Here is a 26,648-nt window from a genome sequence, read left to right on the forward strand (position 1 = left end):
CTCCCTTATTCATATCTCTTTCTTCTTATTACATAGTAATTCATACAGCCTACGATCAGCAGGGACATCACTACAATAATTATAACATAATCTCCCGCCCTGTCCATATTTCCTGCCGCAACTTCCGAATAAATGGCAAGCGGCAGGGTTCTGGTCTTCCCCGCTATATTTCCCGCAATCATGGCTGTGGCGCCAAATTCCCCAAGCCCTCTGGTAAATGACAGCACCCCGCCGGACAGCACGCCCGGCATGGCGGCAGGCATAATGATCTTCCTGAAAATCGTCCATTCCGAGAGCCCAAGGGTTCTTCCAGCATAAATCAGATTCTCATCCACCTGTTCAAACGCCCCTCTGGCAGAACGGTACATGAGGGGAAATGAAATCAAAACAGCCGCAAGCACTGTAGCTCCCCAGGAAAAGGCGATTTTAATCCCAAAATATTCTATGAAAAAGCGGCCGATAGGGCGCTTAACACCGAACAGATAGAGAAGAAAAAAGCCGGCCACCGTGGGAGGGAGCACCAGAGGAAGGGTTAAGATTCCGTCCAGGAACATTTTCCAGTTTTCATTTTTCATGTTGACGACAAATCTTGCCGCCGCGATTCCCAGAAAGAAGGTGATGCAGATTGCCGCCGATGCCGTTTTAATTGAAATCAACCATGAAGTCATTTTCGAAAATCCTTTCACGTTTTACTGTTAATGGCTTGGCCCTTTACTGTTAATGGCCTGGCCTCTTGCTGTTTATGGCCTGGCCTTTTGCTGTCACCGACCTGGCCCTTTACTGTTTGTAGCCTGGCCTTTTGCTGTCAACGGCCTGGCCCTTTACTGTTTATAGCCTGGCCTTTTGCTGTCAATAACCTAGCCCTTTACTGTTTATGGCCTGGCCTTTTAATGTAAATGACCTAGCATTTTAATACAGCCTTTTAATGCAGCCTTTTAATACAGCCTTTTAATCCCCCAAATTCCCCGTAAACCCATACTTTTCAAACACTCCTATCGCCTCATCCGTCTGCAGAAACTTCACAAACTTCTCCGCCGCGTCTTTATGTTCAGAGGCCGAAACCACTCCCACCGGATAAATGACTTTTTTCGCCAAACTTCCCTCCGGCGCGTCGGCTGCCACTCTTACACGTTCCGTTGTGGCTGCATCCGTAGCGTACACAATCCCTGCGTCCGCACTGCCTTCCGCCACCCAATTTAAAACTTCCGTCACATTGGTTCCCAAACTGGCTTTTGCCGCAGCATCCTCCCATAAACCAAGACTTGTTAATGCCTCCTTCGCATACTGCCCTGCCGGAACGCTGTCCGGATCGCCCAATGCGATAGAATCGGCATTGACAATATCCTCAAATGAGGTGATTTCTGAATCCGATCCCTCCGGTACGATCAGAACAATCTTGTTCTCTAACAGCTCCACAATGCTGTCCCCGTCAACCATGGATTCTTCTTTTAAAGCATTCATCTGTTTCATAGCTGCCGACATGAATACATCCGCTTCCAGCCCTTCCTCAATCTGGGTCTGGAGTTTTCCCGAACTGTCGTACGTCGCTTCCACCTTAATTCCCGGATATTTCGCTTCAAACATGGGGATCAATTCTTCATCATAAGAATACTTCAAGCTGGCCGCCGCCGCAATAAGAATTTTTGTCTCTCCCCCCGAATCTTTCCCTTCATCGGAGGCTTTCACCACTTCTTTATCCTTATTTTCTTCCGTCTCAGACTTTGAATCCGCCTTAGAATCGGCCTCATTTCCCTCTCCCGCCTTCTTTTCCCCTGACGCTGCATTTCCGGTACTTTCCGTTTTACCCACGCCATCCACCGCAGTTCCCGTTTTCCCGCAGGCCGTTAACACTAACATAGACGCTATCGTAGCTGCCATCATAACCGCCGCCTTTTTCACCAAACTGTTTTTTCTCATAATTTTAACTCTCCTTTTCCTTCTCTCATTTTTACGCCCTCGTGGCAGCGCATCGTTATTCTCGTTCAAGAATAACGTTATCATAAAAAAACACTTTTTAAAGTGTTTTCTTATTTTCAAACCAAAAATGATGCAGAATCGCTTCCAGCACCCCGCCTCCAATCGCCGAAGCCTTATCTGAAATGCTGAAACAATTCTCCACATTCCCCCGCGGATCCACATCCCCGGACTTCATTCCGGTCTTCACCATCACTCCGTCCTGTAATAATCCCCGGACAACTCCGCCAACCTGGGCGTAAACAGGCGAATCCCCGGAATATCCCACCAGATCCCCTTTTTCCACCAGATCCCCGATGGAAACGGTTCCCTTAAAAATCCCATCCGCCGTGGCTCTGATAATCCGTTCCTTGTCATATCCGCCGATCATTCCCGGCACTCCCGTATTGGGAATGGCGCTTCCGCTCCAGATACAGCGGCCCAGGTCATGCCCTCTTTTGGTCTCCACCACGCAGTGGCAGTCCTCTCCCGCCGTAAATCCCGGCCCCACGCCGATGACCATTTCGGCGTCCGCCATCTTCGTTCCCAAATTGACCTTGGCTAAAATGGCGTCCACCACCACATCAGGTTTCCAGCTCAGCCCCATTTCAGCCCGTTCATCCACCAAAACCGCAATCCGTCCCTCCCGGTGAGCCGCTTCGATTTCCTCCAGATTCCCGCAGAGCACTCCGGTAATATCCTCTACCTGCATGCTTCCCAGATAGACAGCCGGTGAAAATGCCACCGTCCTCCGCACAGTCGTCGGCGCCTCAATATCCGTCATCACAACCAAAAACCCGCTCCTGTAAAGCCTGGCTCCAATTCCGCTGGCCAGATCCCCGGCCCCCTTCACCAATACTTTCATCGTGCACATTCCCCCGCCTTTCCCGTTAATATATCAAGTCCATGAGGCAGCGTATCCAGAATATATCCCAACGCTTCCTTCACCGCCTTAGGGCTTCCCGGAAGGTTGATAATCAAAGTTCTGCCTCTCATTCCGCTGACCGCCCTGCTCAGCATGGCCCGTTTTGTTATGCTCAAACTGTAAGACCGGATGGCCTCCGCAATTCCAGGCGCCATGCGGTCACAGACTGCCAGCGTAGCTTCCGGCGTGATATCCCTGGGCGAAAACCCGGTTCCCCCCGTGGTGAGGATCAAATCACAGCGCTCCTCATCCGAAAGCCTGATCATCTCCGCCTTCAGCCCCTCCATCTCATCCGCCAAAACCCGGTAACTGACCACCTGGTACAATTCCCCCGGCAGCATAGTTTCAATAGCCGGTCCGCTTAAATCTTCCCGCTCCCCGGCCGCTCCCTTGTCGCTGGAAGTAATAATCCCTACTCGGTACATATCTCAATCTCGTCTCCTGTCTTTATGGTCCCGCCCTGCAGAACCTTTGTGAAAATGCCATTGGTGGGCATGATGCATTCCCCCATCTTCTTATAAATCTCACAGTGGCTGTGGCATTCCTTTCCAATCTGCGTCACTTCCAAAAGCACATCCCCGCTTCGAAGCAGAGTTCCCACCGGAAGATTTATCAGGTCAATGCCTGAAACCACCAGATTTTCCCCGAACGCCCCGTCTTTTACCTCTGCTCCCCGGGCTTTAAACGCTTCTATGGTTTCATACGAAAGCAGGCTCACCTGACGATGCCATTTCCCCGCGTGCGCGTCCTTTTCAATTCCAAAATCCGTAATGAATACCGCTTTTTCAATTCTGCTTTTTTGAGTGCCCTTTTTTTCACTGATGCAGATTGCCATGATCTTTCCCATAACTCATCCTCCTATCTGATTCATATTGAACGATCCAGAACCCGCCGTTTCAAAATGATGGCTTACCGGCTTTTGGGCAATGGTCTGTTTCATCAATTCCGTCAATTCCTTATCATTCATACCGGCGCGTATCCGGTCCCTTAAATTAATCCCCTCTTCCGATGCCAGGCACAGCTTCAAAAATCCGTCCGAAGTCAGACGCACACGGTTGCATCTGTCACAGAATTTATGATGGACCGCGCTGATAAAACCGGCGCAGCCCCGGCTGCCGAACTCATAATAACGGGCCGGGCCATGGCCCCAGATCCGTTTTGATTCCCTCAGATCCGGATAACGGCTCTTTAAAATATCCAGAAGCGCTTCATTGTCCATCGCATGGAACCGGCAGCCCTGCCCGATGGGCATCATCTCGATAAACCGCACAGGAATCTGTTTTTCCTCCGAAAATGCCGCGAAATCCAGCACATCCTCCCGCGTCAGATCTTCCATCACCGCACAGTTCAACTTCACGTTCAGCCCACAGGCCGCCGCCTCATCAATCCCTTTCATGACCTGCTCAAAGCTGTCCCTTCTGGTGATTTCAGCAAAATGCAGCCGGTCCAGCGTATCCAAACTCACATTCACGCAGGAAATCCCCGCAGCCTTTAATTCCCCGGCCTGTTCCTCTAAAAGGCAGCCGTTGGTCGTAATAGTCACATCCTCGATTCCCGGCAGATCATGAAGCCTTTTAGCCAGATAAGGCAGATTTTTCCTCACTAACGGCTCCCCGCCAGTCAGTTTAATTGTTTTAATTCCCAACTCCACTCCGCAGCGGCAGATCATTTCAATCTCTTCAAAGGTCAGGATCTCATCATGGCTGATCAGCTCGGTTCCCTCTTCCGGCATACAGTAACAGCACCTCAAATTGCACCGGTCCGTCACCGAAATCCTTATATAGTCAATCCTTCTTCCCGTTTTGTCAATCATGGCTTCCCTCTTTCAGATAAAGGCCGCTCTTTCCCCCGTCCTTTTTCAGCAGACAGACATCGCTGATCCTCATTCCCCGGTCCATGGCCTTACACATGTCGTAAACAGTTAAAAGGGCGATATTCACTCCTGTCAGCGCTTCCATCTCAACCCCTGTTTTCCCAAAGGTTTTCACGGTGCACACCGCCTCCACGGAACATTCCTCCCGGTGAAGTTCAAATTCCAGGCTGCATTTGGTCAGCATCAGAATATGGCAGAGGGGAATCAGTTCCGATGTCCTCTTCGCCCCCATGATGCCGGCCACCCGGGCCACTCCCAGCACGTCGCCTTTCTTGGCGGTTTTATTGCAGATCGCCTCGAACACCTCTTCATTGACATAGATCTTTCCACAGGCCACGGCAACCCGCTCCGTCTCCGCCTTCTCTCCCACATCCACCATCCAGGCATTGCCGTCTTTATCAAAATGTGTTAATTCTCCCATGTTCCTTTACCATCCTTTTCCAAATCCGCAGTTGGGATAAGTACAGATTTCACAGTTTAAGCAAAGGCCGCCTCTGCCCAGCCTGTCGATTTCCTCTTTGGTCACCGGATCGTCAGCCAGAAGCCTTGGCAGCACCAGATCGAAAATCGTGCGTTTTGCATACATCACACAGCCGGGAAGGCCTGCCACCGGAATCCGTTTCTGTCCGTCCCCTTTGGCATAGGCCAGCATGAACATGGCGCCAGGCAGCACCGGCGCTCCGTAAGTCACAACCTCCGCTCCCGTATTCTTGATGGCCAGCGGCGTCTTGTCATCCGGGTCCACGCTCATTCCTCCGCTGCACAGCACCAGATCGGCTCCCTTGGCGATGAAGTCCAAAACCGCTTTTGTGGTATGTTCCGGGTTATCGTCCGTCAGGGTCTGCCCCAATATCTCACATCCGTATTCCTCCGCCTTTTTCACCAGCACAGGTCCGAATTTATCTTCAATCCTTCCATGGAACACTTCGCTTCCGGTGGTCACTATCCCCACTTTTTTCTTATTATAGGGAAGGAGGGTGAATATGGGCCTGCCTTCACATGCGGCCCTGGCCTGTTCCATCTTTTCCTTTTTAATCACCAGCGGAATGATCCGGGTGCCGCAGATCTTGTCCCCCTTTTTCACCGGAGTGTTGGGGTGGCGGGATGCGATCATCATATCTCCCAGACTGTTGATCTTATCCAGCAGTTCCGTATCTATTTTAAGCAGGCCGTCAACGGCTGCCGATAATTCAATTTTACCTTCTTTTACCTCACTCCGGTTCATGAAATCATTGCGGCACAGCTCATACAATATTTCCGCCGCTTCATTTTCATGATACATGGTTTCGTCATTTTCCCAGATATAGAGATGTTCTTTTCCCAGGGACAGAAGGACCGGTATATCCTCTTTCGTAACCACATGCCCCTTCCGGAACCTGGCGTCCTTCACCACTCCCGGTATAATCTGTGTAATATCATGGCACAACACCTGTCCAACTGCATCCTCTGTGCGAATTTCTTTCATGTTAATCCTCCATGTTAAAGCGTTTTTTCACACACGCTCTAACCTCCTCAGCGCATTCGTTATTTTCAAGTAAGAATATCCAAATGAAATGAAAAGAGTTCCTCCTGCGGAACTCCCGCCTCTGTGTACGGCCAGCCCTAAAAACCGCCGTTTTCGCCTTCTGCCCTTTTAAATATCCGGCCGAAAATCTCTTCCGCCGCCTTCTGGGTTTCCTCCTGGAATTCCAGGTAACGGTTCAAAAACTCCTCGCCTTTTTCCGTGAGCACCGTCCCCCCGCCGCTTTCGCCGCCTCTGGTTCCTTCCATCAATTGAAAACCCAGGTCCTGCTCCGCATTCCGGATGATCTTCCACGCCTTTGAATAAGACATGTTCATCTCCTTACAGGCGGCCGATAAAGAAGAAGTTTCCTTCACCAGCTTCATAAGAGTGGAAACTCCCGGGCCAAAATTGCGCTCTTCCCTGTATACGCGAAGACGCATATGAAACTTAAACGTACCGTCTTCCATCATTTCCTCCATCCTGTCAGCAGGATTCAAACAATATATCCACTTCGCCGCCGCACCACATACCAAGGGCTCCGGCCGTTTCCGTATTCAGACGGTAAGTCTTTACCTCTTTTTCCACTCCCCGGGCCAGCAGATCGGCTGCATGTTCCACTGCCTTATATTCTATCATACCTCCGCCAATGGTGCCACATAAATTTCCATCCGTAAATACGATCATCCGGCTTCCGATCCCTCTGGGGGCAGATCCCCTTTTTCCAATAATCCTGAGAAGCATTCTGGGACCGCTGCTCTCCTGTTCCAAAACTTCCCTCATTCCATTCTCTATGTAGCTGGCCGGATGGTCAGCGTTCTTCCTCTGGATCAACTGGGCAATAATGCTGATTGCGATCTCTCTGGGCGTTTCCCCTCCGATGGGCAGGCCGATGGGCGCATGAACCTCATCCAGCTGCTCCTGCGAAAATCCCTTCTCTTTCAGGGCATCCATGGTCTTTTTCACTTTTCCCCTGCTGCCAATCATGCCCACATATCCGTAAGGGCGCTTTAAAACCAGCTCCAGGCACTCCAAATCCGCCGCATGCCCCCGGGTCACAATCACGTAATAGGCATTGGGAGAGAATACCCTCTGTTCCAATGTCTCCTTAAAATCCCGGCAGATGCACTCCTTTGCCTTTGGAAAACGCTCACGGTTGGCAAATTCCTCCCTGTCGTCTAAAACCGTATAGGGATATTCCAGGTAATCCGCCATAAAAGCCAGCTCCTGGGAAATATGGCCGCCTCCGCAGATGACTAACTCCGGTTCCTGAACCATGCGTTCCACGAAAATCTGCTCCCCGAAAGCTTCATACTGATAAGGGCAGAGGGTTAAATCGGCCAGCATGACCGCCGCGCTCCAGAACTGGTCCATTCCCGAATTCAGGGAAATGAATTCCCCGTCCTGTAAGATCACTTTTTCTCCCAGCGAAGACCCGGATACCACGGTAAAAAGGTAAATCGGCCCCTGTTCCAGCCGTCTAGTTATCTCCTGATATGCATTCATCCTGATCTCCTTTCCATGGCCCAAACTTCAATGCCAGAGCCATTTTTCCTTGTTCAAATGCTGTTACTGCGGTAATTCCGCTGTATTCCTTCCTGCAATGGCCGATAATCTGTTCTGCCATCCGTTTTCTCTCCCCATCGTCCGCTTTGTTGAGCACGATCCTGTATTCCCGGCCTTCCACCGCCTTTTGGCTTCCCTGTTTTGAACACAGGATGAGGGCCGCATCCCGGGGAGAAATGAGCTCCTCCGGCTTCTTTCCCAGCAGCTTACAGGTCTCTTCCACCCGAAAGCAGATATCTTTCACCGGCCTTCCGATACAGTCCAGACCCGCGCAGGCGATTACCATCTCAGTCTCAGGAATGATCACAGGCTCGTGCCCCGCCGGGACTTTAAGCGGCAGCCCTTTGGCCCCATCCGCCTCGATCAAAAGCACATCGCAATAGGATTTCAGCTTTCCAATCTCTTCCAGCGGCATTCCCTTCAGTTTTCCGCCTTCCGCTTCCTGCCCGGCAGCCAGAATCCCGGAATCCCAGACCACCCGGTCCAAAACCTCCGCCCGGTCTCCGATTACAGTCTGATATCCATCCGGCCTGCGGATATGGGTGCTGGTGGTCACAATCACCCGTTTTCCCATGCGTTCCAGCTCTTTAGCCAGTTCATACATGACGGTGGTCTTTCCGCCTCCGCCCACCAGGGAAATGACCCCGGGTACCCGTTTTTCAAGCCCTAAGGCAGCTAAAAGTCCTTCGCCGCTCATATCCAGCCAAAGGCTCACCTTTTCCCGGTAAGCCTTCGGCGTGTACATCACATGATATAATTCATCCATAATGGAGCAAACCGGCGTTTCCCCCGGTTTCTCCTGTTTCACAGGATACAGTAAAATGGTGAAATCTACTCCAAACATGCGGCAGCCCGCTCCGGTATACAACGCGCCGCAGCGCATATAGAAATTTATACGCCTTTGGCGGGTCAAATATTCCTCCTTATTTTCCGCCGCCGAAACGGTTTCGCATTCCAGCATAATTCCTTCCATACCGGAAAAATATTCCCTCATCAGTTCCAGGAACCTGCTTCCGTATCCTCCGCTTCGAAACGCCTCACAAACCGCAAGGTAATCCAGCAGAACGTAAGGAAACCCATGTTTTTGCACGAAAAAGCCGTAGGCCCTCAGTCCGCCGCCCTCATAGAGCCCCAGCCCCAGATAATGCCCCTTTTCCCACATGGATAAAAACCACTTCCACGGGCGGATCTCATTTTCCGGGAAATCACGCTTCATATGAGTGTTGTAAATTTCTTCCGTCTGTTTCAAGTTTAATTCCAGTATTTCCATTTGTCCGCTCCTGCTGTGCCGGTTTCCACGTCTGCCTGATAGAGCGTGTCTCGTATGCCTCATGTGCCTCACGGCAGACGAACCGGCTAACTATAACTCATCTCTAAAACTGAATATATTTCCTTCGTTTTACATAGGTTCCCTTATGCTCTTTACATATTACGCCGTTCTCAGCCGCCAGTTCACCTCTTAAATAAACCTGGCCCGCAATCCCTTTCACCTCAGTGCCTTCAAACGGACAATAATCCGTGTTGGCATGTTGGTTTTCTTTGGTCATCACCCAGACCGCATCCGGGTCCCATACTACAATATCGGCATGACTCCCCTCTTTTATACACCCTTTCTCAGGATATACGCCATAAAGTTTTGCCGGATTGGCCGAAAGCATGCGGCACATCTGTTCCAGGGTAAGATCCTTTTCCAGCACACCGTAAGTATAAAACAGCACAGGGCGGCTTTCCACTCCCGGCATGCCGTTTGGAATCTTCGTAAAATCATCGATACCCGCTTCCTTCTGCTTCATCGTAAAGCTGCAGTGGTCGGTGGAAACTGTCTGGATGTTGTTCTTGCGCAGGGCGTTCCACAGCCTGGTCTGGTCCGTGGTCTTCCTAAGAGGCGGGGAGCAGACATATTTGGCCCCTTCAAAATCCGGCCTGTCATAATAGCTGTCGTCCATCAGTAGATACTGGGGACATGTTTCCAGATACACTTCCTGCCCCCGCTCCCTGGCGTATTTCACTTCCTGATAACCGGCTCCCGAACTGAGATGCACCACGATCACAGGCGCTTTGGCCAGATCAGCGATTTTCAGCAGACGGCTGACCGCCTCCGCTTCCACCAGATCAGGCCTGGTCTTCGGGTGGGCGGAAGGGATAAGATTTCCCTTGGCCTTCTGCTCTTCAATCAGGGCCTTTATGAGCCCCGAGTTTTCACAGTGAACGCCGGTGATGCCTCCCACTTCCTTTAACCGTTTCAGCACCTGGTAAATCTCTTTATCGTCCAGAACCATATTATCGTAAGTCATGTACACTTTAAAAGAGGTAATTCCTCCGTTCACCAGCTCTTCCAGTTCCCGGCTGATCTCCTCATTCCAGTCGGAAATGGCCATATGAAATCCATAGTCACAGGAACTCTTTCCGTCCGCCTTCTTATGCCAGTTCGCCAGCGCTTCATGAAGGGTTTCCCCCTTGTTCTGGGTCGCAAAATCGATAATCATGGTGGTGCCGCCTGCAATGGCCGCTTTGGTTCCTGTTTCAAAGTCATCGGCAGTTACCGTGCCGGACACCTCTAAGTCAAAATGGGTATGGGCGTCGATGAAGCCCGGAAACAGCAGTTTCCCGGTCACATCCACAACCTCCGTCCCCTCTTCCGGAACAATTCCTTCCGCCACCCGGCAGATGGTTCCGCTCTCATCGTCCATCAGCACATCCAGTTTCTCATGGTAAGTTTCCATGACAACGGTGCCGCCCTTCAGTAATCGTTTCATATCGCCACTTCCTTCCAATTCATCAGAACTCTTTATTTCTTCTTGCTATATGGGGTTCCCTCCAGCGGCAGACTGGTTCTGAATCTGCCGTCAAATCTGTAATACGCGTTCTGTACTGCCGGTGCAGTCGGGATTGAAGTGATCTCACCGATTCCCACTGCCCCGTAAGCCAGGGAATCCTTGTTCTTTTCTACAATAATGCTTTCCACATCCGGCGTCTTATCCGCCCGGAACAGGCCCAGGGTGCCGAACTTGGCTAACGGTTTTCCATGATCCAGCGGGAAATCCTCCGTCAGGGCATATCCCAGGCTCATCACAACTCCGCCCTCGATCTGTCCTTCTACAGACAACGGGTTGATGGCCTTTCCTACATCGTGGGCTGCCACCACCTTTTCCACTTTTCCATTTTCATCCAAAAGAACGACCTGGGTGGCGTATCCGTAAGCCACATGGGATACCGGGTTCTTCTTGGGGCTTCCCATAGGATCGGTGGCCGCCAGATATTCTCCTTTGTATTCCCTGCCGTTTAACTCGTTTAGAGAATGGGTTTCCATGTCCTTTTTAATGTCCAGAGACGCCAGCCTTACCGCTTCCCCGGTAATCAAAGTCTGACGGGAACCCGAAGTGGTTCCTGAATCAGGCGCTAAATTGGTTTCTGCGGCCACATAGACGATATCCTCTTCTTTTAAGCCCGTAGTCTCACAGCAAATCTGCTCCAAAACGGTTCCAAGTCCCTGTCCGATACAGGATGCGCCGGATCTGATATAGACTTTTCCGTCTTCAATGGTCAGACGGCAGCGTCCCCAGTCGGGAAGCCCCACGCCTACGCCTGCATTCTTCATAGCGCAGGCGATACCGGCTCTCGGATGATTTTCATAAACCTCTTTTACAGCCTCTAAGGTTTCCACCAAAGCGGTTCCCGGAGCCGCGATCTGGCCGTTGGGCAGTTCCTGTCCCGGCCGGATGGCGTTGCGGCAGCGAATCTCCCAGGCGGAGATTCCCACTTCCTCAGCCAGCGCGTCCAGGTTGCATTCCGTGGCAAAACAGCTCTGGGTTACGCCGAACCCTCTGAAGGCCCCGGCAGGCGGATTATCCGTATAAACGGCCGTTCCGTCGATTTCAATGTTCTGGTAATTATATGGGCCTGCCGCATGGGTGCAGAGCCTTTGAAGGACAGGGCCGCCCAGCGAAGCGTATGCGCCCGTATCCGTAATCACTTTGGCTTTCATGCCGGTCAGATAACCATTTTCATCACAGGCGGTTGTAAATTCCATCCAGGCCGGGTGGCGCTTGGGATGAACTAAAATGCTCTCTTTCCTGGTCAGCTTCACCTTCACCGGAAGTCCCGTATGGTATGACAGCAGAGCCGCATGGTGCTGCACCGACATATCTTCTTTTCCGCCGAAGCCGCCGCCCACCAGCTTGTTGATCACATGCACCTTTTCCATGGGATATCCCAGCATCTTGGAACACTCCCTCTGGGTATCGTAAGTGCCCTGGTCGGAAGAATAGATGACCGCTTCTCCCTTTTCCCTGTCCACGATGGCAACCGCGCACTCCGGTTCCAGGAATGCATGTTCCGTAAACGGGGTGAAATACTGCTTTGTCACCACATGGGCCGAATTCCTGATGGCTTCGTCCGCATTTCCCCGGACCAAATGTTCATGAGCCAGAATATTGCCCTCTTTATGTACCAGCGGAGCCCCCTCTTTCATGGCCTCCATCGGATCAAATACAGCCGGAAGTTCTTCGTATACCACTTCCACCAGCTTTTTCGCCTCTTCCACCAGTTCCGGCGTATCCGCCGCAACCAGGCAGACCGCGTCGCCTAAATACCGGGTATGCTCTCCCACAGGAATCAGAGTATCCCAGTCCTGTTTCAGATGGCCTACCTTCACGCTTCCCGGAACATCCTCAGCCGTCACCACAGCGCGCACGCCGGGCAGGGCTTTTGCTTTGGATGTGTCGATGGAAACCACCGTGGCCCTGGGATAAGCGGCCCGGAGGGCGCTTCCGTAGATCATGCCTTCCACTTCCATATCATCCACGTACTCGCCGCGGCCCAGCACCTTTTCTTCCACGTCGATCCGGTGGGCCCTCTGTCCCACGCCGCTTATGGTCTTTCTCTCCACCGGCGTGCCCTCTCGTAAAATCTTAGCCGCCAGCAGGATTCCGTCGATGATCTTCTTATAACCGGTACAGCGGCAGATATTGTTCCTGATGGCAAACGCCGCCTCATCCCTGGTGGGATCAGGATTCTGGTCGATCAGGGCCTTTCCGCAGATGACCATTCCCGGGATGCAGAAGCCGCACTGTACGGCTCCCGCTTCTCCAAATGCATAAACAAACACTTCTTTTTCCCGTTCGCCAAGGCCCTCCACCGTCACGATGGATTTCCCTTCAAACTTCGATACCTTCTGTACACAGGCCTTCACCGGCTTGCCGTCCACCAGGACGGTACAAGTGCCGCAGGCTCCTTCGCTGCATCCGTCCTTTACGGACTTTAAATGACAGTCATTCCTGAGGACGTCGATCAGCTTTCTGTCCTCTTCCACCTGTACCTGTTTTCCATTAATCAATAAGGTGTACATTCCCGCACCCGCTTTCCATCTCATTTTCAACCTAATAAATAGGAATAGTCTTTACACACAGTTTCCATAATCTTAACAAGCCCTTCCGGAAGATCGGAAGCTTCCCCTGCCTTAAAGGTCAGGATGCTGCCCAGATATCTGACTTTGCAGCTCACTGCATCTTTATCCAGCACAACGAATCCCTGGTTTTTGCTGTTCTCCATATCCGCTTCATTGGCAAATAAGGTGAATTTATCCAGATAAGGCGCGCTGTCATATGGACAGAAGCTCTTGCAGTTGCCGCATTCATTGCACATATAATCCACATGGATGATCTGGTGTTTCTCCATGCCCGGAACTGTGATGGAAAGGTTGGCCCTGTTGGGACAAACTTCCACGCAGTTTTCGCAGACAGAAGAACAGGTTAAACATCTGCCGGATTCGGCTTTTCCATCCTGCTTCTCCAAAAGGACGCCCCGTCTTCCGTAAATATCCGCCATATCGGCCTGTTCGCTGTAGTCTTTGGCAACAGATTTTGCCAAAATGGCCTCGGCCGCCTTCTTCGCGTCGCGGATGCCTTCTACCACGGTAGCCGGTCCGTACAGGCCGTCGCCCACCACGTAAACGCCTTTCCGGCTGCTCTCCAGGGTATCCTGGTTCACCATGGCTTTGCCCCGCTCGGTCACGTTGATTCCGTTGGCCTTATAAAATTCCGTTGGAACCTGCTCGCCGACCGCTCCGATCACTGTATCGGCCGGAACTGCAGCGGTTTCACCGGTAGCTTTTACCCCTCTTCTGCCGGATGCGTCCATCTCGGAAAGTTCCATCACATCACAGATTAAGGAGCCATTTTCCAGCCGCTTTGGAGCCAGAAGCTCTTTGAATTCCACGCCGTCTTCCACTGCCATCACAAGTTCTTCCTCATCGGCAGGCATATAGCGTTTGGTTCTGCGGTATACCAGGTATACGTGTTCCACTCCTTTTGTTCTCTTGGCTGCTCTGGCCGTATCCATAGCGGTATTTCCTCCGCCGATTACAACTACGTTCTTGCCGATATCCACAGCCCCGTCCTTGGCCTTGAATTCAGCCAGGAAATCCAGGGCGTTCACGGTTTCGCCGGATTCCAGTGTGAGCACGCCGGGTTTGCTGGCGCCTGCAGCCAGGATCACATAATCAAATCCCTGGTTCTTCACTTCATCCAGATCGGTCACTTTCGTGTTCAGCTTCACATTCATGCCGTAAGCGGAAACCAGCTCCACATCTTTTGAAATGGCTTCGCCGGAGATTCTGAATCCCGGAATCACGTGGCGGATCACGCCGCCCAGGCTGTCTTTCTGTTCAAATAAGGTAACTTCCATTCCTTCTCTCGTTAAGAAGAACGCTGCTGCCAGACCTGCAGGGCCTCCGCCGATCACTGCCGCCTTTTTATCATAGGAAACCTGAGGCTTTTTAATGGTCTTTATAAGGGCGTCAAATCCGCCTTCTGCCGCGGTCAGCTTCACGTCTCTGATGTGTACCGGCTCTTCATAGAAGTTTCTGGTACATTTGCTCATACAGTTATGTGCGCAGATGGTGCCTGTGATAAATGGAAGGGGATTCTTCTCTGTGATCACTTTCAGGGCTTCCTCAAACTTTCCTTCTCCGGCCAGCTGCATATAAGCGGTGATATCCTGATGAATCGGGCAGCCCTCTTTACAAGGCGCTTCGAAACAGTCCGTAAGGGGAACCTGTTTTTTCATCTTTCTGGACGGAAGGGGCTTCACGGCTTTTACATGGTGCTCATCTGTGATGGCGTCCTCTGCCAGTTTCGAAACCTTCTCCACATCAACGCCTGCAAATACAGTGTCTTTCTCCTCAGTCTGCTCCGCCAGCTGCACCAGCCTCTGGTATCCGCCCGGCTTTAACAGGGTGGTAGCCACGGTAACCGGCCAGATTCCCGCGTCCACGATCCGTTTAATATTGAAGTAATCCGCGCCGCCTGAATAGGAAATCCGCAGTTTTCCGTCAAATTCCTTAGAAAGCTTTGCCGCTAAAGAAATGGACAATGGGAACAGGGATTTTCCTGACATATACATCTCTTCGCTGGGCAGTTCCTGCTGTTTTACGTCTACCGGGAAGGTATTGGTGATCTTCACGCCGAATTCCAGGTTCTTCTCTGCAGCCAGAGCCATCAGACGTTTTAACATGGGGACAGCGTCTTCGTACTGCAAATCATCCAGGAAATGGAAATCGCCGAAGGCCACATAGTCATAACCCATGGCGTCCATGGTCTTTCTCGCGAACTCATATCCGAGAAGGGTCGGATTGCATTTGATAAATGTATGTAATCCCTTCTCAGTGATCAGATATACGGCGATTCTTTCGATCTCCTGGGGAGGGCATCCGTGCAGGGTGGAAAGGGTTGCCGAGTTACATATATTAGAAGAAATGCCTTCGATATCTTCTGCGGTCACATTCTTAAAGGAATCCACATGGTCTAACAGGTACTGTTTACAGGCCTTGAACTCTTCCGTATCCTTCGCATCCTTCATGGATTCGATAAAACGGTTGATCTTCGGTGATTTGATTCCTTCCAGGTCGTATCCGACGCTCATGTTGAACTGGAATCCGTCCGCTGCTCCAAGGCCGAATTCCTTAGCCATCACATGAAGCAGGAACCAGGCTTTAATGTATTCCGCCTGAGCCTGGGGCACGTATAATTCGGTGGACCATTCACAGTTATAGCACTCGTCATCCGCCAGAATACACGGTTTATTTACCGGCAGGTCCTCACCGTCGATGATCTGCACGGTCTTTAATTCGAAGAAACGGCTTCCCGCATAATAAGAAGCGGTAATGTTCTGGGCCAGCTGGGTATGGGGGCCGGCGGCCGGGCCTACGGGCGTCTCTAAATTTCTTCCGAAAATTGCACGGTTATTCTCTTCCTTCGCCGCATATGGTTTGTGAACTCCAAACACAGTTCCTCTATTCTTTTCTTCCTCAAGTATCCACTGTACCAGTTGGGAAAATGGCATTGGGGTCATTCTGTCTGACATGGTTCTTTCCTCCTAATTATATATATAAATGAATCGTCTCTTATTCCTATCTGATGTTCCTATCTGCTGTTGATCGATTTCGCCAGCTCAGCGGCAGCCTGGCGGCAGTCCGCCATCACCTTTTCTTCATCGATGCAGGTGAGGATTCTGTCTTTCATCAGCACTTTACCGTTGGCTACTGTGGTAACGACGCTCCGTCCCGTCATTCCGAACAGGATATGGCTGTTCACATTCCCTGCGTTCATGGGTGTCAGAGGGATATAATCGGTTACAATCACATCCGCCGCCGCTCCTTCTTTCAATACGCCCAGAGGCTTTTTAAAGTAACGGTTGGCGATCTTCGCATTTCCCTCAAACAGCATGGCCGGAACCTCGCTCCAGGCCGCGTTGGCGTTGCACAAGTGATGTTTGTGGAGCACATTGGCCACCTTATAAGATTCTGTCATATCGTGGGTATAACCGTCTGTTCCAAGTCCGGTCAGCACGCCTGTATGGAAGATTTCCATGGTGGGCGGGCATCCGCAGGCATTGCCCATGTTGGATTCCGGATTATGTACAACCATGGTATCCGTTTCCTTTAAAAGCTCCATCTCGTGCTTGTTCACGTAAATGCAGTGGGCCGCTAAGGTTTTCTCTCCTAATATACCGCAGTCCATCAGACGGTCGATGATCCGTTTGCCGTGGGCGCTTAAACACTGGTGAAGGTCTTCGATCCCCTCCGCCACATGGATGTGGTATCCCACGCCTTCCGGTTTGCTGGCCGCACATAATTCCATGGTTTCGTCGGAAATCGTAAAGGAAGCATGCATTCCCATCATTCCGGCTATCATATCGCTGTCGTCCGCCTGGGCGTGTTTGATGAAATCCACGTTTTCCTTAACAGAAGCCTTCGCCTTATCCTTTCCGTCACGGTCGGAGATCTCATAGCAGAGGCAGGACCGGATTCCGGTCTCTTTTGCCGCTTCCTCTATGCGAAATAAGGACCCTTCTATGTGTCCGAAACTGGCGTGGTGGTCGAAGACGGTAGTCACTCCGTTCTTAATGGAATCGATATACGTCGCCATGGCGCTTAAATATGTCTGATCCAGGGTCAGGTGGCGGTCGATGGTCCACCACATCCCGTCCAGGATGTCTAAAAATCCGTGGGGATCGTATCCGCTGATGCTCAATCCTCTGGCGAACGCGCTGTAGATGTGCTCATGTACATTAATAAATGAAGGCATGATCACTCCGCCCCTGGCGTCGATGTATTCCGCATCGGGATAAGCCTGTTTTACCTCATCTAAGGAACCCACTTTTACGATCGTGTTCCCATCTATCGCAACCGCTCCGCATTCCACAAACGGATTGCTGTCATCTCTTGTTATCATTCTTCCATTGCCTATTACCAGCATGTTTTATTCTCCTTTGCTCATATAATGATATTGGATATTATGCACAACCGCCCTTCCCCGAAACGGCAGCGCAAACTACATATTGCCTTATGTCTACAGTCTAACATTAATAAATAAGAAATGCAAGACACATTTGAAAAATTTTTGAGTTTACCTAAAAAATTTTTAGAAAAAGTATTGATTTTTAATTTTTATATGCTATGATGGGAGTATGATAACATTTCGCGAAAGGGAGTATCAGTATGAGTTACCCATTGGATCTGCTGATTCAGATCGCACATGGAGTTGCCACCCAATTCGGCAGCGCATGTGAAATAGTAATCCACGATCTCACCAAGAAAAACATCGAAAGCTCCATCGTCTACATTGAAAACGGAAACATCACCAACCGTTCCGTAGGCGACGGTCCCTCCGGCATCGTTCTGGAGACCTTAAACAAGGATCCGAAACTCTTGGAAGATCGTCTGGCCTATCTGACTAAGACAGATAACGGCAGGATTTTAAAATCCAGTACCATGTATATCAGGGGTGCAAATAACGACGTAGAATACATATTTTCACTCAACTATGACATCACCGGTCTTCTCACCATTGATACGGCCCTCCGTTCTCTCATTTCAACCGAAACGGAGAACTCCAAAGAGCAGCCTAAGAAGATCACCCACAATGTCAACGACCTGCTGGATACCTTATTGGAACAGTCGGTGGCATTGGTTGGAAAACCGGTGGCTCTCATGAGCAAGGATGACAAAGTGGCTGCGGTCCGGTATCTGAATGACGCCGGAGCGTTCTTAATCACAAAGTCGGGTGATAAGGTGTCCAACTACTTCGGTATTTCAAAATTCACCTTATACAGTTATCTGGATTCCATCAAACAGGCTCAGGCCGCAGAGACGGCTAAAAGCACCACGCAGCATGATTAATTTAGGAGGTTTTCAACATGAAAGCAATTGAATGGGCTGTCAATAAGATGCCCAAAACAGACGACAGGCAGTTACCTGTTATGGCTATTTCTGAGATCAAAAAAGCGAGGACATTTCACGAGAGTTTCCCGCAGTACAGCGAGACGCCCCTTGCCAGGCTGGACCACATGGCAGAATATTTAGGACTTGGCGAAGTGTATGTTAAGGATGAATCTTACCGGTTCGGTTTAAACGCATTTAAAGTGCTGGGCGGTTCTTTCGCCATGGCCCGCTACATAGCTCAGAAGACCGGAAAAGACGTTTCCGAACTTCCATACAGCGTCCTGACTTCTGATAAATTAAGAGAAGAGTTCGGCCAGGCAACCTTCTTCACCGCCACAGACGGCAATCATGGACGAGGTGTTGCATGGGCAGCCAACAAGCTGGGACAGAAAGCAGTCGTGTTCATGCCAAAGGGTTCCACACAGACCCGTCTGGAAAACATCCGCAAGGAAAACGCCATCGCTACCATTGAAGAAGTCAACTATGACGAATGTGTCCGCATGGCTGCTGCCGCTGCTGCTAAAACTCCTAACGGGGTTGTGGTTCAGGATACGGCCTGGGATGGTTACGAAGAGATTCCGGCCTGGATCATGCAGGGATACGGAACCATGGCTCTGGAAGCCAACGAACAGTTAGAAGGATATGGCTGCGACAGACCGACTCACGTGTTCATTCAGGCAGGCGTTGGTTCTTTGGCAGGCGCGGTTCAGGGATATTTTGCAAACCGCTATCCGGAGAATCCTCCTAAAGTTGTGGTTGTGGAAGCCGATGTGGCTGCCTGCCTCTATAAAGGCGCAAAAGCAGGCGACGGCGGCATCTACATTGTGGACGGCGATATGCAGACCATTATGGCAGGTCTGGCATGCGGCGAGCCCAACACCATTTCCTGGGATATTTTAAAGAATCATGTGGATACATTTATTTCCGCTCCCGACTGGGCTGCGGCAAAGGGTATGCGCATGCTGGCCGCTCCGATGAAAGGCGATCCGCAGGTTACTTCCGGCGAATCAGGAGCCGCACCCTTCGGTGTGCTGGCATGCATCATGCTGATGGACGAATACAAAGAATTAAGAGAACATCTTGGCCTCAACAAAGATTCTAAGGTACTGCTCTTCTCCACAGAAGGCGATACCGACCCGGACCGTTACAAATCAATCGTCTGGGATGGCAATGAGCGTTAATGAACTTTTTAATAAACTATATATTCTATATTAAATGGAGGGTATTTCATTATGGATTTTAACAAAATCAAAGAAGCTGCTAAAAATTACGAAGCTGACATGACTAAATTTTTACGTGACATCGTAAAGTTCCCCGGCGAAAGCTGCGACGAGAAAGCTCACATCGACCGCATCGCTGAAGAGATGAGAAAACTGGAATTCGACAAAGTTGAGATCGATCCAATGGGCAACGTACTTGGCTACATGGGAACAGGCGCTACTTTAATCGGATATGACGCACATATCGATACCGTAGGCATTGGCAACATCAACAACTGGGAATTCGACCCATATGAAGGTTTCGAATCCGATTCCGAAATCGGCGGCCGCGGAACTTCCGATCAGCTTGGCGGCATCGTATCCGCAGTATACGGAGCTAAGATCATGAAGGATTTAGGCCTTTTAAGCGACAAATACACCGTTTTAGTAACCGGTACGGTTCAGGAAGAAGACTGTGACGGCCTCTGCTGGCAGTACATAATCAACGAAGACAAAGTGAGACCGGAATTCGTAGTTTCCACAGAGCCGACTGACGGCGGCATCTACCGCGGACAGAGAGGCCGTATGGAAATCCGCATCGACGTAAAGGGCGTTTCCTGCCACGGTTCCGCTCCGGAGAGAGGCGACAACGCGATCTACAAGATGGCTGACATCCTTCAAGATGTACGTTCCCTGAATGAGAACGACGCAGAAGACAGCACAGAGATCAAAGGCCTGGTTAAAATGCTGGATGAAAAATACAACCCACAGTGGAAAGAAGCCCGTTTCTTAGGACGCGGTACAGTTACCACCTCAGAAATCTTCTTCACATCACCAAGCCGCTGTGCAGTTGCAGATTCCTGCTCCGTTTCATTAGACCGCCGTATGACAGCCGGTGAAACATGGGAAAGCTGCTTAGACGAGATCCGCAGTCTGCCGAACGTTAAGAAATACGGCGACGACGTAAAGGTTTCCATGTATGATTACGCACGTCCTTCTTACAAGGGCCTTACTTATCCGATCGAGTGCTACTTCCCGACCTGGGTAATTCCTGAGGATCATGCAGTGACAAAAGCTCTGGAAGAATCTTATAAGAGCATGTTCGGCGACGAGCGCACCGGTTCTGATGAAACAGTTGAGATGAGAAAAGCACGTCCTCTTACCGATAAATGGACCTTCTCAACCAACGGCGTATCCATCATGGGACGTAACGGAATTCCATGCATCGGTTTTGGACCTGGCGCTGAAGCTCAGGCTCATGCTCCGAATGAGAAGACATGGAAGAAAGATTTAGTTACCTGTGCGGCTGTTTATGCGGCACTGCCAACCTTGTACTGCAAATAATTATTAACATAATACCCTTCACCATTTAATGTAAGCGCCAGGTCGTTCGCACTAAATGGCCAGGTCATTTACATGAAAACGCCAGGCCGCTTACACTAAGGCACCAAGCCATTTACTTTAAGGGCCAGGTCATTCACACTAAATGGTGAAGGCATTTCCGAAAACACCCTCGTTCCTTCCCCAAATTAACGAGAGGCATACCGGAAGCCCAATGTTAACAAATAAATAATAATATTCAACTATCCAAATTCATTTAAGCAGCAAACCAATCAAACCATAAAAACAAACCAAACCATAATAAATCAGGAGGCTATTAAAACTATGAAAACTTTACAGGATTACATCGACAAACTGAACGCATTAAACTTCAAAGAAATGTATGAAAATGACTTCTTCCTCACATGGGAAAAGACAGACGACGAGCTGGAAGCCATCTGGACCGTTGCTGACGCTCTCCGCTACATGAGAGAAAACAACATCTCCACAAAAGTATTTGAAAGCGGACTGGGAATCTCCTTATTCCGTGACAACTCCACACGTACCCGTTTCTCCTTCGCATCTGCCTGCAACCTGTTAGGTCTGGAAGTTCAGGATTTAGACGAAGGAAAATCCCAGGTAGCTCACGGCGAAACCGTTCGTGAGACAGCCAACATGATCTCCTTCATGGCTGATGTTATCGGTATCCGCGATGATATGTACATCGGCAAAGGAAACGCTTATATGCACGAAGTTGTTGACGCTGTTACCCAGGGACACAAAGACGGCATCTTAGAGCAGAAACCTACATTGGTTAACTTACAGTGCGATATCGATCATCCTACACAGGCTATGGCTGATATGCTTCACATCATCCACGAATTCGGCGGAATTGAGAACTTAAAAGGCAAAAAGCTGGCTATGACATGGGCTTACTCTCCTTCCTACGGAAAACCGTTATCCGTTCCTCAGGGTGTAATCGGCCTGATGACACGTATGGGCATGGAAGTTGTTCTGGCTCATCCGGAAGGATACGAAGTAATGCCTGAAGTTGAAGAAGTTGCTAAGAAGAACGCTGAGAAATCAGGCGGAAGCTTCAAGAGAACCAACAGCATGGCAGAAGCCTTCAAAGACGCTGATATCGTATATCCAAAGAGCTGGGCTCCATTTGCAGCTATGGAAAAACGTACCGACTTATACGGAAAAGGCGACAGCGAAGGAATCAAAGCTCTGGAGAAAGAACTTCTGGCTCAGAACGCAAATCACAAAGACTGGTGCTGTACCGAAGAACTGATGAAGACCACAAAAGACGGAAAAGCCCTTTACTTACACTGCTTACCGGCTGACATCAACGATGTAAGCTGCGTAGACGGAGAAGTTGAAGCATCCGTATTCGACCGTTACAGAGATCCTCTTTACAAAGAAGCAAGCTACAAACCATATGTAATCGCCGCCATGATCTTCCTCGCTAAGTTCCAGGATCCGGCTGCTATCTTAAAGAAACTGGAAGAAAAAGGAACTCCAAGAATTCTTAAATAATTAAATTCACAGGAGCCGCCTGCGCATTTGCCGGCAGGCGGCCCTTTTTCACTCAAAAAGGAGATTTTATCATGGAGAAGAAACAAAGAATCGTTATCGCGTTGGGGGGCAACGCGCTTGGAAATACCCTTCCGGAGCAGATGGTTGCGGTTAAAATCACCGCAAAAGCCATTGTTGATTTGATTGAAGAAGGCTGCGAAGTGGTGGTTGTTCATGGAAACGGACCTCAGGTCGGCATGATCAACAACGCCATGGCGGCTCTTTCCAGAGAAGACCCGAACCAGCCCAATACCCCTCTCTCCGTCTGCGTGGCCATGAGCCAGGCTTATATCGGCTATGACCTTCAGAATGCCCTGAGAGAAGAACTGCTGAACCGGAATATTGACAATATCCCGGTAACCACCATGATCACCCAGATGCGGGTGGATCTGGACGATCCGGCTTTCCAGAATCCGTCTAAGCCAATCGGTCATTTCATGACAGAAGAACAGGCACGGATTGCGGAAGAAAAATACGGATATATCATGAAAGAAGATTCCGGCCGGGGATGGCGCCGCGTTGTGGCTTCTCCGAAGCCAGCCCAGATCATCGAACTGGGAGCCATTCGTTCCTTAGTTGACGAAGGCCAGCTGGTTATCGCCTGCGGCGGCGGCGGAATTCCCGTTACTCTGAAAGGAAACCATTTAAAGGGCGCCAGCGCTGTTATCGATAAAGATTTCGCGAGCTGTCTCCTGGCAGAGGAATTGGACGCCGATTACTTAATCATCCTCACTGCTGTTGAAAAAGTTGCCATTAACTATGGGAAACCAGATGAAAAATGGCTTGATTCCATAACACCTGACGAAGCTAAAAAGTACATTGAAGAAGGTCATTTTGCGCCGGGTTCCATGCTGCCAAAAGTTGAGGCAGCCGTTAAATTCGCCGAATCAAAACCTGGACGCAAAGCGTTGATCACCTTACTTGAAAAAGCAAAAGACGGAATCCAGGGCAAAACCGGTACGAAAATTCAAAAAGCATAAGGAGGATTTACATGGATCACGGAAAACAGCAAGGGTCAATCTTTGAACTGAATGGTGTCCCAAAATTCTCACAAGCAATTCCCCTGGCATTACAGCATGTGGTTGCAATGATCGTCGGCTGCGTAACTCCGGCCATCATCATTGCCAGTGTTGCAGGTATTGACGATGCCAGCCGGGTTATCCTGATTCAGGCGGCACTTGTAGTATCTGGACTGTCAACATTATTACAGCTATTCCCGATCGGAAGCAAAACCGGCTTTCACATCGGTTCCGGCCTGCCCGTCATCATGGGCGTCAGTTTCGCTTATCTGCCCAGCATGCAGGCCATTGCAGGAGACTTTAATATCGCCACGATCCTGGGTGCACAGATCTTTGGCGGTATTGTAGCCATCCTGGTAGGACTTTCCATCGATAAGATACGTAAATTCTTCCCTCCGCTCATTGCGGGAACGGTAGTATTTACCATTGGTCTGTCCTTATATCCCACTGCCATTAACTATATGGCCGGAGGAACCTCAAGCCCAAATTACGGTTCCTGGCAAAACTGGCTGATCGCTATTTTCACTTTAGTTGTTGTTACTTTGTTAAATCATTTTGGAAAAGGTATCTTTAAACTCGCTTCTATTTTGATTGGAATCATCGCCGGATATATCGTTTCTATGCCTTTCGGTATGGTTAATTTTTCCGCAATCGGAGAGGCAGGCATGTTCCAGCTTCCCAAAATAATGCATTTCGGCATCGAGTTTGAAGTTTCCTCCTGCATCGCCATCGGACTTTTGTTCGCAATCAACTCCATACAGGCAATCGGCGACTTCTCCGCCACAACCATAGGAAGTATGGACAGAGAGCCGGACAACAAAGAGTTAAAAGGCGCGATTGTAGGATACGGAATCACCAATATTCTGGGTTCCCTGCTTGGCGGTCTCCCTACCGCTACTTACAGCCAGAATGTAGGTATCGTTACTACCACGAAAGTTATTAACCGCTGTGTATTGGGCCTGGCAGCCATTTTAATCCTGATGGCCGGCCTGGTTCCCAAATTCTCCGCTCTCCTCACCACAATTCCTCAGTGCGTGCTGGGCGGGGCCACAGTTTCTGTATTCGCTTCTATCGCTATGACCGGTATGAAGCTTGTAATGTCGGAAGATATGACCTACCGGAATACTTCCATCGTCGGACTAGCAGCCGCTTTGGGTATGGGTGTTTCCCAGGCATCTTCTTCCTTATCCGCGTTCCCGTCATGGGTGACCACCATTTTCGGGAAATCGCCGGTTGTAATCGCAACCATTGTTGCCGTATTACTCAACATTATCCTGCCCAGGGATAATAAGAAATAACTGCCATTTAAAAAGCGGGAGAACTGCCAATTCTCCCACTTTATCCTCTATTTTGTGTAATCATATACTATACGGAAAAATCCCCATACAGGAGCCCGCAAGCGCCTGTATGGGGATTTTTCCGTCCGTTTTTATTAATATACTCTGCCCCTTTCCACCTTTTTCCTGATCATAAAGTAACAGATCACGTGAGCTGCCGCCGTAATCCCCCAGGAAACAGGATAAGACAGATACAGGGTTGTGAGGGTGCGGTCTGCCGCAAATATGGTAAAGATCCAAAGCACGCGGAACGCGCAGGCCCCAGTCAGGGAAACCAGCATGGGCATAACCGAATAGCCCATACCACGCAGAACGCCTACCATGGTGTCCATCCATCCGCAGATATAATATGTGGACGCAATGATTGTAAGACGGTAAAGTCCAAACCGGATCACTTCCGGATCGGAAGAATAGATTCCCAGCAAATGGCGTCCGGCTAATATTGCGCCAAATCCCATCACCGCCCCTACAAGGGTTACCAGTCCAAGGCAGATGTACATCACCTTTCTCATGCGCTTATACTCTCCCGCCCCAAAGTTCTGGCTGGTAAAGCTTAAAGCGGTCTGATAAACAGCGTTCATGGAGTTATAGATAAATCCCTCAATATTGGAGGAAGCCGTATTTCCCGCCATGGCAACCGAACCAAAGGAGTTGATGGACGACTGGATCAGCACATTGGAAATGGAAAATATCGCTCCCTGGAGCCCGGCCGGGAACCCGATTCTGGCAATTGCCTTCATCTTGGCAGGCACAATCCTCAGTTTCTTCCAATATAGTTTATAAGAGGATTCCGACTTCATCAGGCACATGATGATAAGCGCCGCCGAAATGCACTGGGAAATCACGGTTGCCCATGCGACTCCGGCCACCCCCATGGAAAATACAATCACAAAGATCAGGTTCAGCACCACATTGACAATTCCGGCGGAAAAAAGGAAGTAGAGGGGCCTTTTCGTATCTCCCACAGCCCTTAAAATAGCCGCGCCGAAATTATACAGCAGCATAACCGGCATTCCCACAAAATAGATCTTCATATACAGTGTGGAATGCTCGATTACATTGTCCGGAGTGCCCATCAGCGTCAAAAGGGGCCTGGCTAACAGCACTCCAACCACCAGCAGAATTCCGCCGCTTATCACGGAAAGCAGGATGGACGTATGTACGGTTTCCTCCACCTCTTTATCCTTTCCAGCGCCGTAAAATCTGGCAACCAGGACATTGGCTCCGATGGAAAGCCCGATAAACACATTGACCAGAAGGTTAATTAAAGAGCTGGTAGATCCCACCGCTGCCAGGGCTTCGCTTCCCGCGAAACGCCCCACCACGATAATATCCGCCGCATTAAATAATAGCTGTAAAATACCTGATAGTATAAGCGGTACTGCGAATACAATGATCTTTCCCAGCAAAGGGCCGTGGCACATGTCCACTTCATAACCTCCCGCCGCCTTTTTTGTTACCCTGCTCATAATCCTGTTCTCCTCTTATTTGTATCCTGTCATGTAAAAGAATTCCATAGGCTGTTATCCTGCATCTAAAATCACTGCAGCAGTTCAGACAGCTCATCTTCCTGGCCGAAAATGCCGGTCAGGATACTTTTTTGTTCAACAGGACATTTTTCCTGAAGAACAAGAAGAAAGGCACCCGTCTGGAATGC

The 26,648-nt window shown here is 50.0% G+C and carries 22 protein-coding genes; 6 read left to right on the forward strand and 16 right to left on the reverse strand.

The genetic code is table 11. From position 1 onward, the window contains the following. Positions 1–5 precede the first annotated feature (5 nt). The 15 genes from modB to ssnA form a co-directional block, all read right to left on the reverse strand. A complete protein-coding gene (gene modB / locus GPL15_RS08155) occupies positions 6–668 on the reverse strand; it encodes a molybdate ABC transporter permease subunit (RefSeq protein WP_215697822.1) in 663 nt (220 codons plus the stop codon). A gap of 280 nt (positions 669–948) precedes the next feature. Further along, entirely contained in the window at positions 949–1,917 is a 969-nt protein-coding gene (modA, locus tag GPL15_RS08160) for a molybdate ABC transporter substrate-binding protein (protein WP_252198200.1), read from the reverse strand. A 97-nt stretch (positions 1,918–2,014) separates the two neighbouring features. Next, positions 2,015–2,818 (reverse strand): selenium-dependent molybdenum cofactor biosynthesis protein YqeB, encoded by an 804-nt coding sequence (gene yqeB, locus GPL15_RS08165; protein WP_215697824.1) that lies wholly within the window; start codon positions 2,816–2,818, stop codon positions 2,015–2,017. After that, positions 2,815–3,303 (reverse strand): MogA/MoaB family molybdenum cofactor biosynthesis protein, encoded by a 489-nt coding sequence (locus GPL15_RS08170; RefSeq protein ID WP_215697826.1) that lies wholly within the window; start codon positions 3,301–3,303, stop codon positions 2,815–2,817. Before GPL15_RS08170 ends, yqeB begins: the two co-directional genes overlap by 4 nt. Continuing rightward, complete coding sequence (locus GPL15_RS08175) at positions 3,291–3,725, reverse strand: MOSC domain-containing protein (protein WP_215697828.1); 435 nt, start codon at positions 3,723–3,725, stop codon at positions 3,291–3,293. Before GPL15_RS08175 ends, GPL15_RS08170 begins: the two co-directional genes overlap by 13 nt. A 3-nt stretch (positions 3,726–3,728) precedes the next feature. Next, complete coding sequence (gene moaA / locus GPL15_RS08180; RefSeq protein WP_215697831.1) at positions 3,729–4,691, reverse strand: GTP 3',8-cyclase MoaA; 963 nt, start codon at positions 4,689–4,691, stop codon at positions 3,729–3,731. Then, positions 4,684–5,172: a cyclic pyranopterin monophosphate synthase MoaC gene (gene moaC, locus GPL15_RS08185; protein WP_215697835.1), complete on the reverse strand. Its 489-nt coding sequence runs from the start codon at positions 5,170–5,172 to the stop codon at positions 4,684–4,686. Before moaC ends, moaA begins: the two co-directional genes overlap by 8 nt. 6 nt (positions 5,173–5,178) lie before the next feature. Beyond that, the gene (locus tag GPL15_RS08190) at positions 5,179–6,216 is read right to left on the reverse strand and encodes a molybdopterin-binding protein (protein ID WP_215697838.1); all 1,038 of its coding nucleotides are present in this window, start codon (positions 6,214–6,216) and stop codon (positions 5,179–5,181) included. A gap of 137 nt (positions 6,217–6,353) precedes the next feature. Next, entirely contained in the window at positions 6,354–6,725 is a 372-nt protein-coding gene (locus GPL15_RS08195; RefSeq protein WP_252198202.1) for a LysR family transcriptional regulator, read from the reverse strand. 13 nt (positions 6,726–6,738) lie between these two features. Then, positions 6,739–7,758, reverse strand: a complete 1,020-nt coding sequence (locus GPL15_RS08200) for an XdhC/CoxI family protein (protein WP_215697841.1) — start codon at positions 7,756–7,758, stop codon at positions 6,739–6,741. Next, positions 7,733–9,088 carry a selenium cofactor biosynthesis protein YqeC gene (gene yqeC, locus GPL15_RS08205; protein WP_215697844.1) on the reverse strand — a complete coding sequence of 452 codons (1,356 nt, stop codon included), beginning with the start codon at positions 9,086–9,088 and terminating at the stop codon, positions 7,733–7,735. The genes GPL15_RS08200 and yqeC overlap by 26 nt, the downstream gene beginning before the upstream one ends. A 103-nt stretch (positions 9,089–9,191) precedes the next feature. Continuing rightward, positions 9,192–10,574, reverse strand: coding sequence for a dihydropyrimidinase (gene hydA / locus GPL15_RS08210; RefSeq protein ID WP_215697847.1), 1,383 nt, complete (start codon positions 10,572–10,574; stop codon positions 9,192–9,194). Positions 10,575–10,606: 32 nt separating this feature from the next. Beyond that, a complete protein-coding gene (gene xdh / locus GPL15_RS08215; RefSeq protein WP_215697849.1) occupies positions 10,607–13,165 on the reverse strand; it encodes a selenium-dependent xanthine dehydrogenase in 2,559 nt (852 codons plus the stop codon). Positions 13,166–13,191: 26 nt separating this feature from the next. Next, positions 13,192–16,179 carry a putative selenate reductase subunit YgfK gene (ygfK, locus tag GPL15_RS08220; RefSeq protein WP_215697851.1) on the reverse strand — a complete coding sequence of 996 codons (2,988 nt, stop codon included), beginning with the start codon at positions 16,177–16,179 and terminating at the stop codon, positions 13,192–13,194. Positions 16,180–16,238: 59 nt separating this feature from the next. Further along, on the reverse strand, positions 16,239–17,573 hold the full coding sequence (gene ssnA / locus GPL15_RS08225; protein WP_215697853.1) for a putative aminohydrolase SsnA: 1,335 nt from the start codon (positions 17,571–17,573) through the stop codon (positions 16,239–16,241). A gap of 242 nt (positions 17,574–17,815) precedes the next feature. On the opposite strand from ssnA, the gene GPL15_RS08230 reads away from it, so the two are divergent. The 6 genes from GPL15_RS08230 to GPL15_RS08255 all read left to right on the forward strand — a co-directional run bounded on the left by GPL15_RS08230 (position 17,816) and on the right by GPL15_RS08255 (position 24,952). Then, the gene (locus tag GPL15_RS08230; protein ID WP_215697854.1) at positions 17,816–18,496 is read left to right on the forward strand and encodes a helix-turn-helix transcriptional regulator; all 681 of its coding nucleotides are present in this window, start codon (positions 17,816–17,818) and stop codon (positions 18,494–18,496) included. Between the two features lie 17 nt (positions 18,497–18,513). Beyond that, positions 18,514–19,719 carry a diaminopropionate ammonia-lyase gene (dpaL, locus tag GPL15_RS08235; protein WP_215697857.1) on the forward strand — a complete coding sequence of 402 codons (1,206 nt, stop codon included), beginning with the start codon at positions 18,514–18,516 and terminating at the stop codon, positions 19,717–19,719. A gap of 51 nt (positions 19,720–19,770) precedes the next feature. Next, complete coding sequence (locus GPL15_RS08240; protein ID WP_215697859.1) at positions 19,771–21,081, forward strand: YgeY family selenium metabolism-linked hydrolase; 1,311 nt, start codon at positions 19,771–19,773, stop codon at positions 21,079–21,081. Positions 21,082–21,402: 321 nt separating this feature from the next. After that, positions 21,403–22,596, forward strand: a complete 1,194-nt coding sequence (gene ygeW, locus GPL15_RS08245) for a knotted carbamoyltransferase YgeW (RefSeq protein ID WP_215697861.1) — start codon at positions 21,403–21,405, stop codon at positions 22,594–22,596. A gap of 71 nt (positions 22,597–22,667) precedes the next feature. Then, the gene (gene arcC / locus GPL15_RS08250) at positions 22,668–23,615 is read left to right on the forward strand and encodes a carbamate kinase (RefSeq protein WP_252198204.1); all 948 of its coding nucleotides are present in this window, start codon (positions 22,668–22,670) and stop codon (positions 23,613–23,615) included. An 11-nt stretch (positions 23,616–23,626) separates the two neighbouring features. Next, on the forward strand, positions 23,627–24,952 hold the full coding sequence (locus tag GPL15_RS08255) for a nucleobase:cation symporter-2 family protein (protein ID WP_215697862.1): 1,326 nt from the start codon (positions 23,627–23,629) through the stop codon (positions 24,950–24,952). 134 nt (positions 24,953–25,086) lie between these two features. Here the strand turns inward: GPL15_RS08255 and GPL15_RS08260 are convergent, their stop codons facing one another. Continuing rightward, positions 25,087–26,460, reverse strand: a complete 1,374-nt coding sequence (locus GPL15_RS08260) for an MATE family efflux transporter (RefSeq protein ID WP_215697864.1) — start codon at positions 26,458–26,460, stop codon at positions 25,087–25,089. Positions 26,461–26,648: the final 188 nt, after the last annotated feature.

It is taken from the genome of Clostridium sp. MCC353, from assembly GCF_018785315.1.
Lineage (GTDB): Bacteria > Bacillota > Clostridia > Lachnospirales > Lachnospiraceae > CHH4-2.

Bases quoted from the DNA above. Each gene is read 5' to 3' on its own strand.
- modB (WP_215697822.1), bottom strand. From the start codon at position 668: ATGACTTCATGGTTGATTTCAATTAAAACGGCATCGGCGGCAATCTGC.
- modA (WP_252198200.1), bottom strand. From the start codon at position 1,917: ATGAGAAAAAACAGTTTGGTGAAAAAGGCGGCGGTTATGATGGCAGCT.
- yqeB (WP_215697824.1), bottom strand. From the start codon at position 2,818: ATGAAAGTATTGGTGAAGGGGGCCGGGGATCTGGCCAGCGGAATTGGA.
- GPL15_RS08170 (WP_215697826.1), bottom strand. From the start codon at position 3,303: ATGTACCGAGTAGGGATTATTACTTCCAGCGACAAGGGAGCGGCCGGG.
- GPL15_RS08175 (WP_215697828.1), bottom strand. From the start codon at position 3,725: ATGGGAAAGATCATGGCAATCTGCATCAGTGAAAAAAAGGGCACTCAA.
- moaA (WP_215697831.1), bottom strand. From the start codon at position 4,691: ATGATTGACAAAACGGGAAGAAGGATTGACTATATAAGGATTTCGGTG.
- moaC (WP_215697835.1), bottom strand. From the start codon at position 5,172: ATGGGAGAATTAACACATTTTGATAAAGACGGCAATGCCTGGATGGTG.
- GPL15_RS08190 (WP_215697838.1), bottom strand. From the start codon at position 6,216: ATGAAAGAAATTCGCACAGAGGATGCAGTTGGACAGGTGTTGTGCCAT.
- GPL15_RS08195 (WP_252198202.1), bottom strand. From the start codon at position 6,725: ATGATGGAAGACGGTACGTTTAAGTTTCATATGCGTCTTCGCGTATAC.
- GPL15_RS08200 (WP_215697841.1), bottom strand. From the start codon at position 7,758: ATGAATGCATATCAGGAGATAACTAGACGGCTGGAACAGGGGCCGATT.
- yqeC (WP_215697844.1), bottom strand. From the start codon at position 9,088: ATGGAAATACTGGAATTAAACTTGAAACAGACGGAAGAAATTTACAAC.
- hydA (WP_215697847.1), bottom strand. From the start codon at position 10,574: ATGAAACGATTACTGAAGGGCGGCACCGTTGTCATGGAAACTTACCAT.
- xdh (WP_215697849.1), bottom strand. From the start codon at position 13,165: ATGTACACCTTATTGATTAATGGAAAACAGGTACAGGTGGAAGAGGAC.
- ygfK (WP_215697851.1), bottom strand. From the start codon at position 16,179: ATGTCAGACAGAATGACCCCAATGCCATTTTCCCAACTGGTACAGTGG.
- ssnA (WP_215697853.1), bottom strand. From the start codon at position 17,573: ATGCTGGTAATAGGCAATGGAAGAATGATAACAAGAGATGACAGCAAT.
- GPL15_RS08230 (WP_215697854.1), top strand. From the start codon at position 17,816: ATGAGTTACCCATTGGATCTGCTGATTCAGATCGCACATGGAGTTGCC.
- dpaL (WP_215697857.1), top strand. From the start codon at position 18,514: ATGAAAGCAATTGAATGGGCTGTCAATAAGATGCCCAAAACAGACGAC.
- GPL15_RS08240 (WP_215697859.1), top strand. From the start codon at position 19,771: ATGGATTTTAACAAAATCAAAGAAGCTGCTAAAAATTACGAAGCTGAC.
- ygeW (WP_215697861.1), top strand. From the start codon at position 21,403: ATGAAAACTTTACAGGATTACATCGACAAACTGAACGCATTAAACTTC.
- arcC (WP_252198204.1), top strand. From the start codon at position 22,668: ATGGAGAAGAAACAAAGAATCGTTATCGCGTTGGGGGGCAACGCGCTT.
- GPL15_RS08255 (WP_215697862.1), top strand. From the start codon at position 23,627: ATGGATCACGGAAAACAGCAAGGGTCAATCTTTGAACTGAATGGTGTC.
- GPL15_RS08260 (WP_215697864.1), bottom strand. From the start codon at position 26,460: ATGAGCAGGGTAACAAAAAAGGCGGCGGGAGGTTATGAAGTGGACATG.